13 protein-coding genes are annotated in these 17,982 nt (G+C 41.7%); 5 read left to right on the top strand and 8 right to left on the bottom strand.

What is annotated here, in order from left to right; translation table 11 throughout:
• Window positions 1-14: 14 nt before the first annotated feature.
• The 8 genes from cas7b to gatC all read right to left on the bottom strand — a co-directional run bounded on the left by cas7b (window position 15) and on the right by gatC (window position 11,941).
• The gene (cas7b, locus tag GRQ40_RS02145) at window positions 15-950 is read right to left on the bottom strand and encodes a type I-B CRISPR-associated protein Cas7/Csh2 (protein ID WP_159720713.1); all 936 of its coding nucleotides are present in this window, start codon (window positions 948-950) and stop codon (window positions 15-17) included.
• Window positions 950-2,914, bottom strand: coding sequence for a TIGR02556 family CRISPR-associated protein (locus GRQ40_RS02140; RefSeq protein WP_159719274.1), 1,965 nt, complete (start codon window positions 2,912-2,914; stop codon window positions 950-952). The genes cas7b and GRQ40_RS02140 overlap by 1 nt, the downstream gene beginning before the upstream one ends.
• A 1,435-nt stretch (window positions 2,915-4,349) precedes the next feature.
• Window positions 4,350-4,985: an ABC transporter permease gene (locus GRQ40_RS02135; RefSeq protein ID WP_159719273.1), complete on the bottom strand. Its 636-nt coding sequence runs from the start codon at window positions 4,983-4,985 to the stop codon at window positions 4,350-4,352.
• Between the two features lie 14 nt (window positions 4,986-4,999).
• Window positions 5,000-6,127, bottom strand: a complete 1,128-nt coding sequence (locus GRQ40_RS02130; RefSeq protein WP_159719272.1) for an ABC transporter ATP-binding protein — start codon at window positions 6,125-6,127, stop codon at window positions 5,000-5,002.
• Between the two features lie 25 nt (window positions 6,128-6,152).
• A complete protein-coding gene (locus GRQ40_RS02125; protein ID WP_066148443.1) occupies window positions 6,153-7,055 on the bottom strand; it encodes a glycine betaine ABC transporter substrate-binding protein in 903 nt (300 codons plus the stop codon).
• A gap of 1,679 nt (window positions 7,056-8,734) precedes the next feature.
• Window positions 8,735-10,165, bottom strand: a complete 1,431-nt coding sequence (gatB, locus tag GRQ40_RS02120; RefSeq protein ID WP_044741363.1) for an Asp-tRNA(Asn)/Glu-tRNA(Gln) amidotransferase subunit GatB — start codon at window positions 10,163-10,165, stop codon at window positions 8,735-8,737.
• A 14-nt stretch (window positions 10,166-10,179) separates the two neighbouring features.
• Complete coding sequence (gene gatA, locus GRQ40_RS02115) at window positions 10,180-11,637, bottom strand: Asp-tRNA(Asn)/Glu-tRNA(Gln) amidotransferase subunit GatA (RefSeq protein ID WP_066148436.1); 1,458 nt, start codon at window positions 11,635-11,637, stop codon at window positions 10,180-10,182.
• A 13-nt stretch (window positions 11,638-11,650) separates the two neighbouring features.
• Complete coding sequence (gatC, locus tag GRQ40_RS02110) at window positions 11,651-11,941, bottom strand: Asp-tRNA(Asn)/Glu-tRNA(Gln) amidotransferase subunit GatC (protein ID WP_044741361.1); 291 nt, start codon at window positions 11,939-11,941, stop codon at window positions 11,651-11,653.
• Between the two features lie 511 nt (window positions 11,942-12,452).
• On the opposite strand from gatC, the gene ade reads away from it, so the two are divergent.
• The 5 genes from ade (at window position 12,453) to GRQ40_RS02085 (ending at window position 17,786) form a co-directional block, all read left to right on the top strand.
• On the top strand, window positions 12,453-14,183 hold the full coding sequence (gene ade, locus GRQ40_RS02105) for an adenine deaminase (protein WP_159719271.1): 1,731 nt from the start codon (window positions 12,453-12,455) through the stop codon (window positions 14,181-14,183).
• A gap of 266 nt (window positions 14,184-14,449) precedes the next feature.
• A complete protein-coding gene (locus tag GRQ40_RS02100; protein ID WP_044741359.1) occupies window positions 14,450-15,400 on the top strand; it encodes a DPM/DPG synthase family glycosyltransferase in 951 nt (316 codons plus the stop codon).
• The gene (locus GRQ40_RS02095) at window positions 15,384-17,120 is read left to right on the top strand and encodes a DUF6020 family protein (protein ID WP_159719270.1); all 1,737 of its coding nucleotides are present in this window, start codon (window positions 15,384-15,386) and stop codon (window positions 17,118-17,120) included. Before GRQ40_RS02100 ends, GRQ40_RS02095 begins: the two co-directional genes overlap by 17 nt.
• Window positions 17,117-17,464 (top strand): EamA family transporter, encoded by a 348-nt coding sequence (locus GRQ40_RS02090; protein WP_044741357.1) that lies wholly within the window; start codon window positions 17,117-17,119, stop codon window positions 17,462-17,464. The genes GRQ40_RS02095 and GRQ40_RS02090 overlap by 4 nt, the downstream gene beginning before the upstream one ends.
• Window positions 17,451-17,786 carry an EamA family transporter gene (locus tag GRQ40_RS02085; protein ID WP_311975581.1) on the top strand — a complete coding sequence of 112 codons (336 nt, stop codon included), beginning with the start codon at window positions 17,451-17,453 and terminating at the stop codon, window positions 17,784-17,786. The genes GRQ40_RS02090 and GRQ40_RS02085 overlap by 14 nt, the downstream gene beginning before the upstream one ends.
• The last annotated feature ends 196 nt before the right edge of the window (window positions 17,787-17,982 follow it).

The following is a 17,982-nucleotide window of genomic DNA, read 5'->3' as shown; positions in this document are numbered from 1 at the left end:
ACATGTCACCCTTTTTACAGCACTGAAACTAGCTTGCCTGCTACGTCGTTAGGCAGAAGATCCGCCAATTGACCTTTCTGTCCTTCGTAGCTTAACAATAAATTCGAATCTTGCCAGTAATAAACATGGGCAATTTCATCATTGATTTCTAACAATCTATTCACTAGCGCATCGATCCGAAGTTCGACTTCAGAGATGCTGCGCAGCCCCTCTGTTTCTGTTAAACTGATTAAATCGCGCAAATCTCCCGCTACAAATTCTGGAGAAGTGTATTCCACGCGCATATATAGACGCGGATATTGACCAACTTTACTGCGGGTGGCACTCAACGGAATCGCCTTCACCATCGCCTGATCCAACAGACGAACATCGTCTTCCGCAAGCCGTGTATGCGTGGCGCGATGGCCGCTAACAATGCCATGAAAGGCTAAAAATGAGTAGTATACACGGTAATCTTTTCCGATATTGCCGCCATCATTTTTGTCATCCGAACCAAATTGGGATGTGATGCTTGCCGATTCAACAAGCGTCACTTTGTTTAATGAGTAGCCCCAATTGAATTGAATCGGACCAATAAATGTCATGGAACTTCCTTTATCCTCAGATTTCAACGGCATCGTCGCTCCAAACAGCCGAACATCAATGAGTTGATCCAACATCCAATCTTGCTGCTCTTTCGATAGTTTATTAACATTTACCTTTCCGTCAAATTTGCCAAATAAACGCTTGATTCGTTCAGTCGCGTTGACCGTCTCTCCATCTACTTTTCCTACAAAAATTTCTTTGCCGATTTGTTCAAAGTAATCACGGAGATAGCGTTTTAAACGAACATCGCTCACTAAGTTCACCGAGCGCTCATAATCCATGCGCGGACGGTTCTCTTCGTCGATGTCACCGTTTGGATTGGTCAGCTTGGCGTCATAAAGAAATAAAATATCGCTATTATTCATCACTTGCTCTCCTCCTTATCATTCTTTTCTTTTTTGGCGTTCTCCAAAATCCGTTTCGTTCCATAAGCGTAGCCTGACAATAAATAAAAAACGCTTTCACGATCTGATAAACTCCATTTTTCCTGCATGGCCGCATCTAACAAATGTTTATGCTCCGCGTAAATAAGCTCATTATGCGCAGAAGCAATTTTCAACTGCCGAAGTTTGTCGGGTATTTCGTTAGAAAGAAACATAATTCTTTGTTTGCTCATGCCGTGATAGTTGATTTTGGACAAAATCGGCTTATTCGCCGTTCTTCCCGTCCGAGCTTGTCCAAGCGCTTCTGCCCGGGCGTTCGCTTTTTTGACTTGCTCAGCTCCGATTCGAGCAATTAAATAGCCAAGCAAAAACAATGCGCTTTGTGCAGCAGTGTAGTTCATCGTTCCCATATAATCGGCTATTTCCGCATCCGGCAATGCATAGGAGATGCCATCCGCCATTTCCTTCGCCTCCTTTATCAGTTCAAGCTTGTATAACAGTTTTAGGAGTAGCTGTGCTTGTATCATTGCATCTACTAGCTGAACATCGTTATATTCCTTTTTACCGTTGAATTGATAAACGTCATAGTGTGCATATGCGTGAATTTTTGCCAATTGCACAAATTGCGTAATGAGCCAATGGTATGATAAAGGCTTTTTTGTAAGCAATGATTCATACACATGCAAAATTTTGCGCTTCTCTAAGTTGTCTCCCTTTTTCACACGCATCGGAATAAGATAGTAAATCGCATCCAAGCCAAGGTTAAATTTTGTCTGACTAAAAAATCGACGCCCTAGTCCTTCCACCTGTCTCATCTCTCTGCTTAACTGTCGCAAATACGTTAACGGAACATCTGACACAAGTTTGTTAATCTTTAAAGAAGCTTGCGCTTTCGTGTAAAAAAGAAAATGCAAAGCAATGTAGTTATCCATCTGCTCTTCAAAACGCCTGTAATTCTCAATATATTTATGCAACTCTTTAGCGGTTTCCGCTGTTTTAATGGTTCGGACAAACTGCTGAATATACTCGCTAATTGTCTCAAGCGGCGCATTCTCAAATGGGATATCGTATAAAAAGTCTGGAATGATATAACAAGGCAAACCGCTAAATCGGGTATTAAAGTTGCGAAGAATATATGCTTCTCCGGCCATAATCGCTTGGTAAGCGTCACGGCTAATGGATAAGTTTTTTACAAACGATTTTTTGTCAAAACCGCTTGCAAAACTAATTTTCTGGTTTATGTAATAGTTAAATTTTAATTTCGTAGTCTCGCCCGTGACAGCCTCTGTTTGGTTAGTCAGCGCACATACACCTGTTTTTGCGTCTTCAAACACGCTAAGTTTATCGGCAAGGACTAACCGTTCATATTCCGGCTGTTTGACTACTAACTGTCCATCAAGCGATAGAGAATATAATAAAACATCTTTGGAATTTACATTTAATTTTGCTTCAACAAATTGTTGAAACTGCTTTGCTACCGCGCTAAGCGCCTTTTTCCCGTCTCTTTCGGTCAACATGCCGCCAATGTAGTCAGGATTGAATACATAGCGATAGCGCTCGCCTGAATTTTGTGTTTCGCCCAAATCAACAAAAAACCGCTGATGTGCTTCTGTTAAAAAAACATAATAAGGGTCTTCACGATCCCATCGTTCAAGCAAGTTAGGAATGGTTTGACCTAACAAATATTCAACATTTCTCACCGTGCCGTACCATTGTGGACTCGCTGCCCCATCTGCTGTGCCAATCCATAAAAAATCAAGCGAAGTAGATGAGTCCACCTCTTTAAGTATCAAGTGAATCTTTTGATCAGCAATCGCCAAATCAACAATGACCACATATTTAACAGCGGCAGCTGAATGCTCAACCGGCAGCGTGATGGCTTGAACAATCGACGAATTTCCTTCCATCAAATATTTGTGACCAAGGGAGTAGATCGTTTTAATCATTATCCCACCTCCTTTAGGATTGGATTACTACAACTAAGGAGATTTTACCATAAAAACCCTCTAATTCAAGATCTAACGCAAAAATTTCACATTTTATTCTAACTTTTCTGAATTCAACTAGTACCTTCGGAAAAAATCATGAATTTGCGCTGTATCTACCTGTATATGGACTTTTGTGATCTTATTCTTCTTATGCTCCATGCATGTTTTACTGGATACAAAAAGTATATGGATACGCATCTTTTGTCCTCCTTACAAAATTTTTTACAATTACATTTTTAATTAAATTTACCTCGAACTTTCTTAAATATTCATTTGTCTTCATTCCTAAGTAGGTAAGATAACAATGACATTATTAATGTTTTAATTCTTATTTAAGGTAAGATAGCCATATAGAGCGAATAAAAATAATAGCACACTATCCACCATAGTTGCCAATACAGACATTTTATATTCTATTTTCATTGCTTTTTACCTCGTTCCTCAATTAAGGGGAAATTTATTTATGTGAATATTCAGTTTATTTTACCGTAAAAATATGCACATACCAATACAAACGATTGCATTAACCTGTGCACAATAACAGATGGAGAATCATTCTTACAAATTCATTATACAACGAATTTGTAACATTTTTTTAAAAACCAAAAAATATTTCCTTATATTTCTGTTTTATTGTAAAACGTACCGCAAAGATTGACATTAATGAAGTTTCTAAGTGGGAACGTGTATATATACACTTCATGAAAAACAATTTACAGGACAGTTCAAAGATATTTATAACAAAAACATAATGCACTCGCATTCAGTATCTAAAAAACTAAGGAGACACTCCTACTCAATCTATCCTCAGGCCCGAACAAAAAATCTCCTAGTCACGATTCAGGTATTCCAATGCTTTTTGATTCCTCATAGTTAAGATAAAAAACAGTTAACCATTGATATATCAATAATTAGTTACTACGACATCATCATTATACATAGCTTAAAAAATTGATACAATCTTCAAAAGGGATTATGTCTGATAGGAAGTGCGAAAAAAATAAGAGGTCGTCAATCTCCCAGGATTTTAGCACGATTGGGGGATCGACGACCATTGAATACCTCAATCATTTGATATGCAATCATGAAATGTCCGCTTGTTTTTGAACTATTAGGATAATAACCATTGACAAGTTGGATGGCATGGAGTGCTACTTATTAATTCATTCGCTGTACAGTCTAAAGCTAGCATTTTCGCCTAACACCTATCCCCCTCTACACATAATGTCTAGGTAATCTTCTACTTTAAAGAGAGGGAAAGGCAAGGGGATCTCGATTTTTCTATACAAATTTATAACTTTACGATGATCGGATATACTCTAGCTACCTTTATACAACACTATTACTTCTTCAACATCAGAACACATTTTGAAACAATTTCCAAAAACACGAATTACGGCTTTAATCCTTTTGGCGTTACTTTGTTTTCTATTTTCTTTAATATGAGGTCAAATAAAATGGCCAAAATGGCGGCAGGGATCGCTCCCGCTAGAATAAGATTTTTGTCCGCCACCCGCAAGCCGCGGTCGATCAGATCGCCAAGTCCTCCGGCACCGATGAATGTCGCCAGCGCCGCAACACCGATCGTTAACACGGTCGCGGTTCTTACTCCTGCCATAATCACTGGCAAAGAGAGGGGAAGTTCGACCATCCACAAAATTTGCCATGAAGTCATTCCCATTCCTTTCCCCGCATCCACAAGCGCCGGATCAACACCCAAAATGCCTGTATAGGTATTTCGTAAAATCGGAAGCAAGGCATACAGGGTCAACGCGATAATAGCCGGAAGCTTGCCAATTCCGAAGATCGGAAGCATAAATCCCAATAAAGCAAGGCTTGGAATAGTTTGAACAATCGCGGCCACTCCGATGACCGGTTCAGCAATCCTTTTATTCCTTGTCAAGAGAATGCCAAGCGGAACAGAGACAAGGATGGCAACCGCCATTGAAATGGCGGATAACATAATATGCTCTTGAAAGGCAAGCCAAATATCTTGCTTCCTGTCAATAAACGTTTGGATGAGATTCATCTGTTATCACTCCCTCACTGTTGCTTATGAAACTCCCATTCGGCTAAGCCGCGCATCAAGCTCGATCTTGTAATCACCCCTGCGAGCCGATCTCCTTCTAATATCGGGATCACGTTTATATCCTTATTTTGGAAAATTTCGGCCACATTTGTCACATCATCATCTTTCGTTAGCGTCGCACAATTCTCGTCCGTAATATCGGCCAGCACCCATTCTTCTTTGTCATATTGTTTTTCCAACTCTTTTAATGTCACGATGCCAAGAAAGACTTGCTTTTTGTCTGTAATCATTAAACTGTCTACTTTCTTTTCCTTCATCAAGCGAAAAGCCTCGGCTAATCCGCGGTTGGGAGAAGCAGTGACAACAAATGAGGACATTAAATCTTTCGCCGTCGGCACTAATGAGTTCCCCTGCTGAAGCCGGTTTTCCCCAATAAAACCGCGGACAAACTCATTGGCCGGACGCCGTAAAATCTTATCCGGGGTATCAAACTGGACGATTTCCCCTTCTTTCATAATAGCAATGCGATTGGCGATTTTTAGAGCCTCATCCATATCGTGAGTCACGAATACAATCGTTTTTTGCACTTCTTCTTGAAGCTTTACAATATCATCCTGAAGCTGCTCGCGGCTGATCGGGTCCAGCGCGCTAAACGGCTCATCCATTAGAATAATATCCGGTTCCGCTGCTAATGCGCGAATAACCCCTACACGCTGCTGCTGCCCGCCGCTTAATTCCGATGGATAGCGATGCTTAAAAGTGGATGGATCCAAGCCAACTAAGTCAAGCAGCTCATCGACGCGCTTTTCATACATATCGGCTTTCCACTTTTTCAATTTGGGCACAAGGGTAATGTTTTGCGCAATGGTCATATGGGGAAACAAACCAATCTGTTGGATCACATACCCAATGTTGCGGCGCAGTTCTACCGGATCAATCGTCGATATATCTTGACCGTCAATATAAATTTTTCCAGAGGTCGGTTCTGTCAAGCGGTTAACCATTCGCATCGTCGTCGTCTTTCCGCAGCCGCTTGGGCCGATTAACGTCACCAATTCTCCTTTTTTTATTTCGAGATTGATATTTTTTAAAGCAATAAAACCATCATCATACTGCTTTTTTACATTTTCAAATCGAATCATGCTGTCCCTCCTTCAAACTGGCTGTTTAGTCAATGAGTCCTTCCGATTTGAGGAAGTCGATCGCTACTTGTTTTGGCTGCTTCCCTTCGATATTGACCTGTCCGTTCAACTCCATCATTTTTTCATCAGATAAGATATTTTCAAGCTTGTTTAGCGCTTCTTCTAATCCCGGATTGGCATCCAAAACCTCTTGGCGAACAATCGGTACAGCATAGTATGGAGGAAAATAATGTTTGTCATCTTCAAGCACAACGAGGTTGTATTTTTTGATACGCGCATCGGTTGTATAAGCAGTAATGACATCAATATCGCCGTTTTTAGCGGCTTCATATTGCAAATCAGGGTCGATATTCGTTTTTTTCTTAAACTGAAATCCATATTCCTTGACTAACCCGTCGTATCCATCGCTCCGCTCAAAAAACTCGGCATCTGAACCGAATACGAGCTGATTCGATTTTTTTGCTAAATCCGAGCTTGTTTTCACCCCAAGCTCATCCGCCAGCTCTTTTCTCATAGCCAAAGCATACGTATTATTAAATCCAAGCGGCTTAAGCCAAGTAATATTAAATTTTTCCTTATATTCTTTTTTCGTTGCTTGATAGATATCATCTGGCGTTTGCGATGCGTCATATTGATTTTTTAAAATATTTAAGTAACCGGTACCCGTATATTCTACATAAGCATCGATGTCGCCACCTTCGATCGCCTGTTGCAGCATAAACGCGCCGCCCAGGCTATCCTTTACCTCTACATCCAAATCTGTATTCGCTTTTACGTATTCGGCCAGCAAATGCGTTAAAATCATTTGTTCGGTAAATTTTTTACCGGCAATCACAATCTTTCCTTTCTCTGCTTTTTCTCCCGTTCCGCAGGCCACCAGTGATAAGACTAATAAAATCGTTCCGATCAAAGCTGCACATTTACGCAATGAAATTCCTCCCCTTTACATGATTGAGCTAGCTCAAAGCTGTGATAGAGGATGTACAATCATCATTTAGAAACAATCACGTAACTATTCAGCATGTTATGCCTCATCACTAGAAACTTTATAAGAAAAACTCTTCCATAGCCAAAAACAAATCCCACGCCATTCAAGCGCTGCAAATTACTTTAAATGAACTTTCAAGGTCACATGACGATTAGCTGATTGTTTTAGATAGCGGAGACATATAGATGCGATGTACCATATTTCCAATGGCCGTTCCTTTAGACAGTGAAGAAACAACGAACAAGCGCCTACTCTTTTCTGTTTACCGGACTTGTATCAAAGGATGGAGCGCCGCTCTCATTTCTTTTCACGCTGAAGACAGATGACGGAAGCTGTCTTCAAACACTAAAAGATGGCGTTCATGCCAACAAACGAAGCAATGGAAGTCGTATGTTGCATCTGCTTCATATGCGGGTATGAAATGTGTGACTGGTAGAATTCGCTACGGAATTTGATGAAAGAGGAGATTAAACATCTACTGGATATTCAACTGATGAGGAAACAAAACGAAGGGAAATCCGATCATACATAAAGCGATTGGTTATTCAAACATTTGAACGATTACCTTCATCAAAACAAAGCACCCTTCTGTCCAAAATGGACGAATTATCTTTTTTGCTCTAAGCAAAAACAAAAATCTCATGACCTCATTTGTATAAAGCAGACCTACTGATTCATCTTGCCAGGCAAGATCGCTTCATACGCGCCACGAGCGTCAGACAAGATTTCATAGATTACGAAGCATCCTGCTCCATACAGATCGTTGAGCCAACAAGGCTCTGCCTTCTAAACGATGATCGTTCATCCACTAGGAAAAACGATAGAATGTTTACAAAATGAAAAAAGACTCTTGTCTCAGCGCTGTCTCACAGTGAAAACCCGCCTCCATAGATAAAGGAAAATACAGCTTAAGATGAAGCAAGGGATGAACGAAGATCACTCCATCATACATGGATTTCTAAATTTCAACTCATGATTCCCTTTCATCTTCTGTATTCTTGGGCATGCTGCTTTCATAGCCCTGTTATGATCATCTTCACTCTTTATTTTTGATGCCTTCCGCCAGAGCAAATCCCCTCTTTCCATGGTTCTGAAAACAAGATCCAGCGATAATATGCTGAATAGTTACATAATTACAATGATTATTATACCGATACATAGATATGGTTTACAAATGGGAAATAAGTGTATATAAAGCGATATGTGCGAATTTCCCACGATACTAGTCGGATATATCCAGAATCCTCAGAAATACATCAATATCCTCCCATATGCTCTTATATACTTCCATATCCTTTCCTTTCAATACTCTCATTACAAAAAATGGAATCATCCCCCAAACGGCATGACCTTTATATTCAGAAGCGCTGCCACCAGCCGAAAGGACAACATCCATGAAAAGAAGGTCCAATACCCTTTCATTGATATAGACACCTGCGCAAAAACATTTTGGCACCATCAGGAGGGTGAAAATCTCTTTTTCCTGTTTGATAAACAAGGAATTTTCGAGATAAATGTACCTTTTCAGCTCATACAATCAGCGCTTGCACTGAATGATCAAATAAAAAGGCTGTCCCAAAAGGTTTCGCCTAGTGCTTTTTGGGACAGCCATATATTGGTTATCGTTGATTGATTTCTTCTAACAGCAACTTATTCACAAGCTGCGGATTCGCTTGTCCTTTTGTTGCCTTCATAATTTGGCCAACTAAGAAGCCAATGGCACGGTCTTTTCCATTTTTATAATCCTCAATGGACTGCGGGTTGGCATCAAGCACTTCCAGCACAATTTTGCGCAGCGTTCCCTCATCAGAAATTTGGACAAGCCCTTGTTCTTTGACGATTTTTTCTGGGTCGCCGCCTTTTTCAACAAGCTCTTTAAAGATTTTTTTAGCGATTTTCGATGAAATCGTGCCGTTTTGAATCAGCTTAATCATGCCTGCCAAGCTTTCTGGAGTAAGCGCAATGTCGTGCAGCTCTTTTTGTTCGGCGTTCAAATAGCCTGATACTTCTACCATGAGCCAGTTTGACGCTAATTTCGGATCAGCGCCATTCGCAACTGTCGCTTCGAAGAAATCGGCCATTTCTTTTGTGATGGTTAACACTTTCGCATCATACTCCGGCAGACCAAGCTCTTTAATATAACGAGCCTGACGAGCATCCGGCAACTCAGGAATCGAGGCGCGAACGCGCTCCTTCCATTCATCGTCAATATAAAGCATGACAAGATCTGGCTCTGGGAAGTAACGGTAGTCTTCAGATCCCTCTTTTGTGCGCATCAAAATAGTGGTTTTTGTCGCTTCATCGAAACGGCGCGTCTCTTGGTGAATGACGCCGCCAGAAAGCAGAATTTTTTCTTGGCGTTTCGCTTCATATTCCAATCCTTGACGCACAAAGTTAAACGAGTTTAAGTTTTTTAACTCGGTTTTGGTACCGAATTTGTCCGATCCGATCGGACGGAGCGAAATGTTCGCGTCGCAGCGAAGCGAGCCTTCTTCCATCTTACAATCAGATACGCCTGTATATTGAATAATCGATTTTAACTTTTCCAAATAGGCATACGCTTCTTCTGGAGAGCGAATGTCCGGTTCAGAAACAATCTCAATCAACGGCGTGCCCTGGCGGTTGAAATCCACCAATGAATAGCCATCGCCTGTATGCGTCAGCTTTCCGGCATCCTCTTCTAAGTGAATGCGCGTAATCCCGATTTTTTTCTTTTTACCGTTGACTTCAATTTCAATCCAGCCGTTCTGGCCAATTGGCTGATCGTATTGTGAAATTTGATACGCTTTCGGGTTGTCTGGATAAAAATAGTTTTTTCGGTCAAATTTCGTTTCCGTGGCAATTTCGCAATTTAATGCCATCGCCGCCTTCATCGCAAATTCAACCGCTTGTTTATTCAACACAGGGAGAACCCCTGGATAGCCTAAATCAATCACGCTCGTTTGTGTATTTGGGGGTGCTCCGAATGCGTTTGGACTGCTGGAAAAAATTTTCGATTTTGTTTTCAGTTCGACATGGACCTCAAGCCCGATGACAATTTCAAAATTCATCTTCATTTCCCCCCTTACAATACCGGTTTTTGTTTATGATAGTCCGTCGCTTGTTCAAATGCATGCGCAACGCGATAAATCGTGCTTTCATCAAAGTGCTTGCCGATGATTTGCAAGCCGACCGGAAGCCCGTTCACCAATCCGCATGGAATGGAAATGCCCGGAACGCCGGCAAGGTTAACTGGAATCGTTAAAATGTCATTCGCATACATGGTTAGCGGATCGCTCGTTTTTTCGCCGATTTTAAACGCTGGTGTCGGCGTTGTCGGACCAATGATGACATCATATTTTTCAAATACGTTTTCAAAATCCTGCTTAATTAATGTCCGCACTTTTTGCGCTTTTTTATAGTACGCATCATAATAGCCAGAGCTTAATGCAAACGTTCCAAGCATAATGCGGCGCTTCACTTCATTGCCGAAGCCTTCGCTGCGCGTCTGCTTGTACATATCAATTAAGTTTTTCGCATTATCCGTACGATAGCCGTAGCGGACGCCGTCAAAACGGGCAAGGTTCGCAGATGCTTCAGAAGAGGCAAGTAAATAATAAGTGGCCAATGCATATTTAGAATGCGGCAACGATACTTCCTCCCATGTTGCGCCAAGTCCTTCCAATACTTTTAATGCATGTAATACAGACTGGCGCACCTCCTCAGAGACACCTTCGCCTAAGTATTCTTTTGGCACGGCAATTTTTAGACCGCGAATATCGCCTGTTAATGCCGATACATAGTCTGGTACATCGACATTGGCTGATGTTGAATCCATTGGATCAAGCCCGGAAATCACCTGCAACAAATAAGCGTTGTCTTCAACGGTACGTGTAATTGGTCCAATTTGGTCCAACGAAGAAGCAAAAGCAACAAGACCAAAGCGCGATACCCGTCCATATGTAGGTTTTAAGCCGACGACACCACAAAACGCAGCCGGCTGGCGAATCGAACCGCCTGTATCAGATCCTAGCGCAAATGGCACCTCTCCTGCCGCAACAGCCGCAGCCGAACCGCCGCTTGAGCCGCCAGGTACGCATTCGATATTCCATGGATTGCGTGTTAATTGAAAACCGGAGTTTTCCGTGGAAGATCCCATCGCAAACTCATCCATATTCAATTTTCCGACTGTCACGGCATCGGCTTCCTGCAAGCGCTGTACAACCGTCGCATCATAAATTGGATCAAAATTGTAAAGAATTTTGCTGGCGCACGTCGTACGAAGGCCTTTTGTCACGATGTTATCCTTCACACCGATCGGCATGCCAAAAAGCAAGCCGAATTCTTCTTCGGTTGCTAGCTTTTCATCTAATTCTTTTGCTTTCGCACGTGCACGCTCCTCATCAAGTGTTAAAAAGGCTTGTACCTTCTCTTCGACTTCATGAATCCGCTTAAAGGATTCGCTCACTAAATCGGAAACGGAAATTTCCTTTTTATGCAACAGGCTATGTAATTCAGACATTTTGTAATCAAACAGCGACATGCTCTTCCCTCCCTTATTCTAAAATCGCTGGCACCCGGAATTGTCCATCTTGCTGATCTGGTGCATTTTTCAACACGTCTTCAAGCGGAAGGCCTTGTGCCGGCACATCTTCACGCATCACATTTTTCATATTCAGCACATGCGACGTTGGCGGAACATTTTCCGTATCCAGTTCATTGAGCTGCTCTGCAAATGTAATGATCGCATCTAGCTGCTTCGTAAACATTTCGGCTTCCTCTTCAGTAATCGCTAAACGTGCCAAATGAGCTACGTGCTTAACTTGCTCGATCGAAATTCTTGACATTTTCGTTCACCTCCAACATTCTCGACCTTTCACAATACTATGATGATACCAAACTTTCACTGATTAAAGCAACAGGCGCTACTGGATTTAAATGCTTGGTCTTTTATCTTAACGAATCATTTGACGAGCGGACCCTCTCAATCATACAATGAAAACAATTTACATGGACTTATCCGTCATGATGGGAAAGCGGCCATGATGCTGTACCTGTCCTCCTATTTTTGATAGATTCACTTTACAGATTACCATTTTTTAGATATGAAGTTAGGACTGTGCTTCCACGGCCGATTTCGTTACAGGGATGTTGGACAAAAAAGCAAGGCATCAGCCGCTTCCAAATGCGCCATTCATTCAGCCTTGATTTAAGCAACTATGCCACATTGTGGAAATGGCGCTTTGAAGCGTTGTCAAACTCCCTTTTCAGCTACTATTGGAAGATTCGCTCACATTTCAATCAATAGCGAACACGAATCAGGTGATTTTGGTAAAAATGATGAGAGGAGCAAGACTAATGAAATCGTTATTATGGAAGCGGCTCGCCGTTGCCGCCCGGAAAGAGCCGGCTGATCTCGTGGTCAAAAACGGGAAAATTATCAATGTATTCACTCATGAGATCGAAGAAGGAGATATCGCCATTGTTGACGGAATGATTGCAGGCATCGGACAATATGAGGGCCATTCGATCATTGATGCCGGAGGAAAGTATGTTTGTCCGGGATTCATTGATGCGCATGTGCACATTGAATCTTCCATGGTCACCCCAAGCGAATTTGCTCAAGCCGTGATCCCCCACGGTGTGACAGCTGTGATCGCCGATCCTCATGAAATCGCCAACGTATCTGGAGTGGAAGGAATACAATTTATGCTGGACGATTCCAAGCATGTGCCGCTGGACGTTTATATCATGCTCCCTTCCTGTGTTCCAGCGACATCGTTTGAACATGCGGGAGCTGTATTGACCGCGCAGGAGCTGGCTCCATTTCTCTCCGACTCTCGAGTTCTCGGATTGGCAGAAGTGATGGATTACCCGTCTCTTTTGCACGAGCGCTCACATATGCTCGATAAGCTCATCATGGCAGAAGAAGCGAACAAACGCATCGATGGGCATTTGGCCGGCTTAGATCATCAAGCGGTAAACGTGTACGCCAGCGCGGCCATAAAAACAGACCATGAATGTGCAACGGCCGCAGAAGCTTTAGAACGAATTCGACGCGGCCTATATGTCATGATTCGCGAAGGATCCGTCGCTAAAGATTTGCTTCAGCTGATTCCGGCGGTTAACGTCCAAAATGCACGGCGATTTTTATTTTGCACAGATGATAAGCATTTAGATGAACTAATGGCCGAGGGAAGCATCGATCATAACATCCGCCTTGCTATACAGGCAGGAATCGATCCGATCACGGCCATTCAAATGGCGACACTTAATGTGGCTGAGTGCTATCGTTTAAATACAAAAGGAGCCATCGCTCCCGGATATGAAGCCGATTTTTTACTGATTGACGATTTGCGTTTATTGCAAATTTCACACGTTTATAAAAAAGGGGGGCTCGTGGCCGAAAACGGCAAAGCCGTCTTTTCCACATCAGCAGAAAAGAAAAATTTAGGAGACCGAATTCTCCAATCTGTTCACGCCCCCGTCATCACAGAAAGAGATCTGCAAATTCCTTTTTCAAAAGGGACGAAGGCTCATGTTATTGAAATTATTCCCAATCGCTTACAAACGAAGCATATGATCGAATCAGTCGATGTCCACCAAGGACGATTCGTCCCTTCCATAACAAAAGATTTATTGAAGCTTGTTGTTGTTGAACGGCATCAACAGCGCGGAATCGGACTTGGCATTGTGAAAGGGTTTCAACTGCAAAACGGCGCGATTGCTTCATCCATCGCCCACGATTCGCATAATCTTATCGCCGTCGGCACAAACGATCGCGATTTACTGCTGGCCATCGATCATATCAAGCAGCTTAACGGTGGACTCGTTGTCGTGAAAGACGGAGCAATCATAGCCGACCTGCCGCTTGAAGTTGGCGGTCTTATGACGACAAGAAGCTGCAGCGATGTGTGCGAAAACTTGCAAAAAATCAACGAGGCATTGATGGATATCGGGGCATCTCAAGCGTTTAATCCATTCATTACCCTCGCTTTTTTAGCCTTGCCAGTCATCCCAGAACTGAAATTGACGGACCAAGGATTGTTTGACGTACAGACCTTTCAATTTATTCCGGTAGAAGCATAAGTCGGATCCCCTCTTTCGGATGAAAGAGGGGATTTTTTACTTATTTATGTATGATTTTGGAAAATAAACAGAACCAAACTAACAAAAATTCACAAAATCAAGCTTCATGTGGAAAAAATAAATGGAAAATGATATTCTTAACCGTGTAGTTTTTTACAGCGCTAGCTTAGATAGACCAAACCCGTTTGTCCCTATGACGAAAAGCACATATTGATAACAAAGTGCTATTCATGGCATATAAACCATAATAGAAAAGGAGTGAAAACATGAAGATCGCCGTACTCATTCCTTGCTATAACGAGGAACAGACCATTGGAAAAGTGATCTCAGATTTTCAAAGAGAATTACCAGAAGCCGATATTTACGTATATGACAACAACTCAAAGGACCGTACTTCAGAAGTTGCGTCCCAGCATGGCGCTATTGTTCGAAAAGAAACTCGCCAAGGAAAGGGACATGTCGTTCGTTCGATGTTTCGGGAGATTGATGCCGATATTTATGTCATGGTTGACGGCGATGACACATATCCGGCCGAATTTGTTCATCGGCTAATTGAACCGATTAAAAACAAAGAAGCCAATATGGTGATTGGTGACCGCTTGTCAAACGGCACCTACTTTCAGGAAAACAAACGACCTTTCCACAACTTTGGCAATAATTTGGTAAAAGGATTAATTAACTTCCTTTATAAAAGCGATATTAAAGATATCATGACTGGCTATCGCGCGTTTGATAAGTGGTTTGTCAAATCCATGCCCGTCATGAGTCCAGGATTTGAAATTGAAACGGAAATGAGCATCCATGCTCTTGATAAAAAGTTTTTAATTAAAGAGGTGCCGATCGATTATCGCGATCGTCCAGAAGGCAGCGAATCCAAGCTTAATACGTTCTCTGATGGATGGAAAGTGTTAAAAATGATTTTCACCTTATTTAAAGATTACAAACCATTCTTATTCTTTTCACTATGGGCGCTGTTATTTTTCATTCTTGGACTAGCCGCAGGAATTCCGGTTATCGTAGAGTTTGCCAAAACAAGCTTCATTACTCGTATCCCGTCGGCGATTTTAGCCGTTGGATTAATGATTTTTGCCTTGCTATCTTTCGCATGTGGATTGATTTTAGATACCGTTGCCGCTGCACACCGAAAGCAGTATGAATTGGAGTTGAACCAAATTTATAAGCAAATGCGGAGGGAAGAAAATGACTACATCTCTTAATCGCTACGCTATAAGCGTAGCTGCCGCTTTGCTCAGCGGTATAGCAGTCATCTTTTTTTTCGCGCCGATTCTTGATGTTTCCTTGTTTGTTATCCTTTTGGTGATCGCATTGCTCGCTTTTTGCTATTATCGGCTTTTTTTTATGGCTTCGTCCCTTGCATCCTTTAACAAACGCAAAAAGCACATCACCATTGGGTTTACATTGGTCTTTTCATTCTTAGCCTTTCTTAGTTTAAAAGGAGAGCAATTTTATTTATCAGATAATTCTTGGCTGACGCGCGCATATGTATATATTGGTACATATGCAACGATTTGCTCGCTCGTCCTATGGATCATTTTGTCGCTTGTAAACATTAAAATGAATGAAGTTCCTCGCTCTGTCAGCAAATGGAACATACTGAAATATGCTCTCCCTTCTCTAGTAGTTTGGACCTTTTATCTGTTGGCCATTTTTCCTGGAGGAATGACCGCTGACTCCATTTATCAATGGGAGCAAGCTCATACAGGAAAATTTAATGATTGGCATCCCTTAATGTATACATTTTTCATTATGATTCTAACAAAAATCTGGGACTCACCTGCCGTGATCGGCCTCTCGCAAATCATCATCATTTCGTTGATTTTTGGCTATTGTATGCGGCAATTTGAAAAAGCTGGGGTTAAACCATTTTTGCTTTGGATCATATCGATTATTTTTGCTTTAAGTCCTATTAATGGGATTTATTCTATCACCATATGGAAAGATGTTTTATATAGCACCTTTATTTTATTATTTACTACGCTCGTTTTTAATCTTGTCATTACCAACGGAAAATGGATTAAACGCAACACCCATTTCTTTCTCTTTATCATGACAGCTCTAGGAGTGATTTTTTTCCGGCACAACGGCTTTGCCGTCTGTTTAGTCATGCTCGTGATCTTGCTTATTTGCTTCCGGGAAACATGGAAGCAATGGGTCTTTTCCATTTTCTTTATCGTTGCAGCCCATTATATTGTCACCGGTCCTGTATTTACCTATCTGAAAGTTGTGCCAGCGGATCCAAACGAAGCATTAAGCATTCCGACGCAACAGCTCGCTCGGGTTGTTGCTTATAATGGGAACCTGACGGATGAACAAGCAGATTATTTAAATCAAATTTTACCTTTGGAGCTCTGGAAGAAAAACTATAATCCATACCTTACAGACCCCATTAAATTCGCCAAGCAATACAATCGAAGCGCGATTTTTCCTGACCACTTTTCTGATTATTTACGCATATGGTGGGATATTTGTATGCAAAATCCAAAGCTTGTGATACAAGCCGCGCTCAAGCAAACATCTCTTGTTTGGCAAATGAACCAGCCTAATGATGGGTATACATCGACATTTGTCACCAATGTCTTTTACGGAAATAAGTTTGGTCTGAAAAACGAAATCATTTTCTCTCCGCTGACATTGGCAGTGAAAAAATATTTATCGATCTCTGACACAACATTCAAACCGTTGATTTGGCGGCCGGCCATCTATACCTTTTTCATTCTGTTATTCACATTTGTCGCCTTTTTACGAAACAATTGGAAAGCCTGGCTTGTGCCACTCATAGTTCTTTTAAATACCGGAACCGTATTAGCCGCTTTGCCAGCGCAAGATTTCCGTTATTTGTATTCTAATTCGTTAGTATTCTTTATTGCCTTTTTATTTGCCTTCGTTTCTTATAAAAAGAAGGAGATGAGGACATGAATCGGTTTGTTCAGTCCTTGCAAAAAAACAAAATCGGCATTTTATTCATTCTGATTGCCTCTGTCAGCACCGCCAGCGGACAGATGCTTTGGAAGCTATCGGACGGAAATTGGAACGTTTATCTGTTATTCGGGTTCTCCCTTTATTTTATTGGAGCTGTTTTAATGATCGTCGCTTTTCGCTTCGGAAGTCTTTCTGTGCTGCACCCTCTTCTCAGTATGGGATATGTGTTCGGTCTTCTGTTGGGAGTCGCCTTTCTTCATGAACCAATCACCACCATGAAAGTAATAGGGACTCTTCTCATTACGAGCGGCGCCATACTGATAGGAGGTGGCGATCATTAGTTCGTTTCTCTTGCTTTTAATCATGACCTTGTCCGGCGCGTTAGGAGGCTATTACTTTAAAAAAGCATCCAGCCAGCGCTTAGGATTCCAAGCAGCGTTTTTGCTCCCGTTATTCATTGGCGGTATGCTTTATGGGATAGGAGCCGTGCTTAATATTATCATTTTAAAGCAGCTCCCTTATACTATCGTGTTCCCTTTAACATCCATCACTTATATTTGGACGCTCGGTTTATCGTATGTTCTGTTAAAAGAACATATCACCCGCAAAAAAATGGCAGGGGTCTTGTTGATTTTAATCGGCTCCATTTTCCTTGTGTTATAAACGGCAAAAAGCTGCTTCAAGGGAGCAGCTTTTTGCCATTATCCTTCTATTCTCCTCTCCTTCCCCTATCTTCTACCGCAAAAATTCAACATTTATAGATTTCATAAAAAATGACATTTTTATAATTCTGTCGATCGGTGTATAATAGGATAATGGAAAATAAATACATGAATGACTGATTGAAGTAAGACCCCCT

The organism is Anoxybacillus sp. PDR2 (genome assembly GCF_009834045.1).
Lineage (GTDB): Bacteria > Bacillota > Bacilli > Bacillales > Anoxybacillaceae > Anoxybacteroides > Anoxybacteroides rupiense.
The sequence above is the reverse complement of the archived record's forward strand: the minus strand, read 5'-3'. Positions and strand labels throughout refer to the sequence as shown.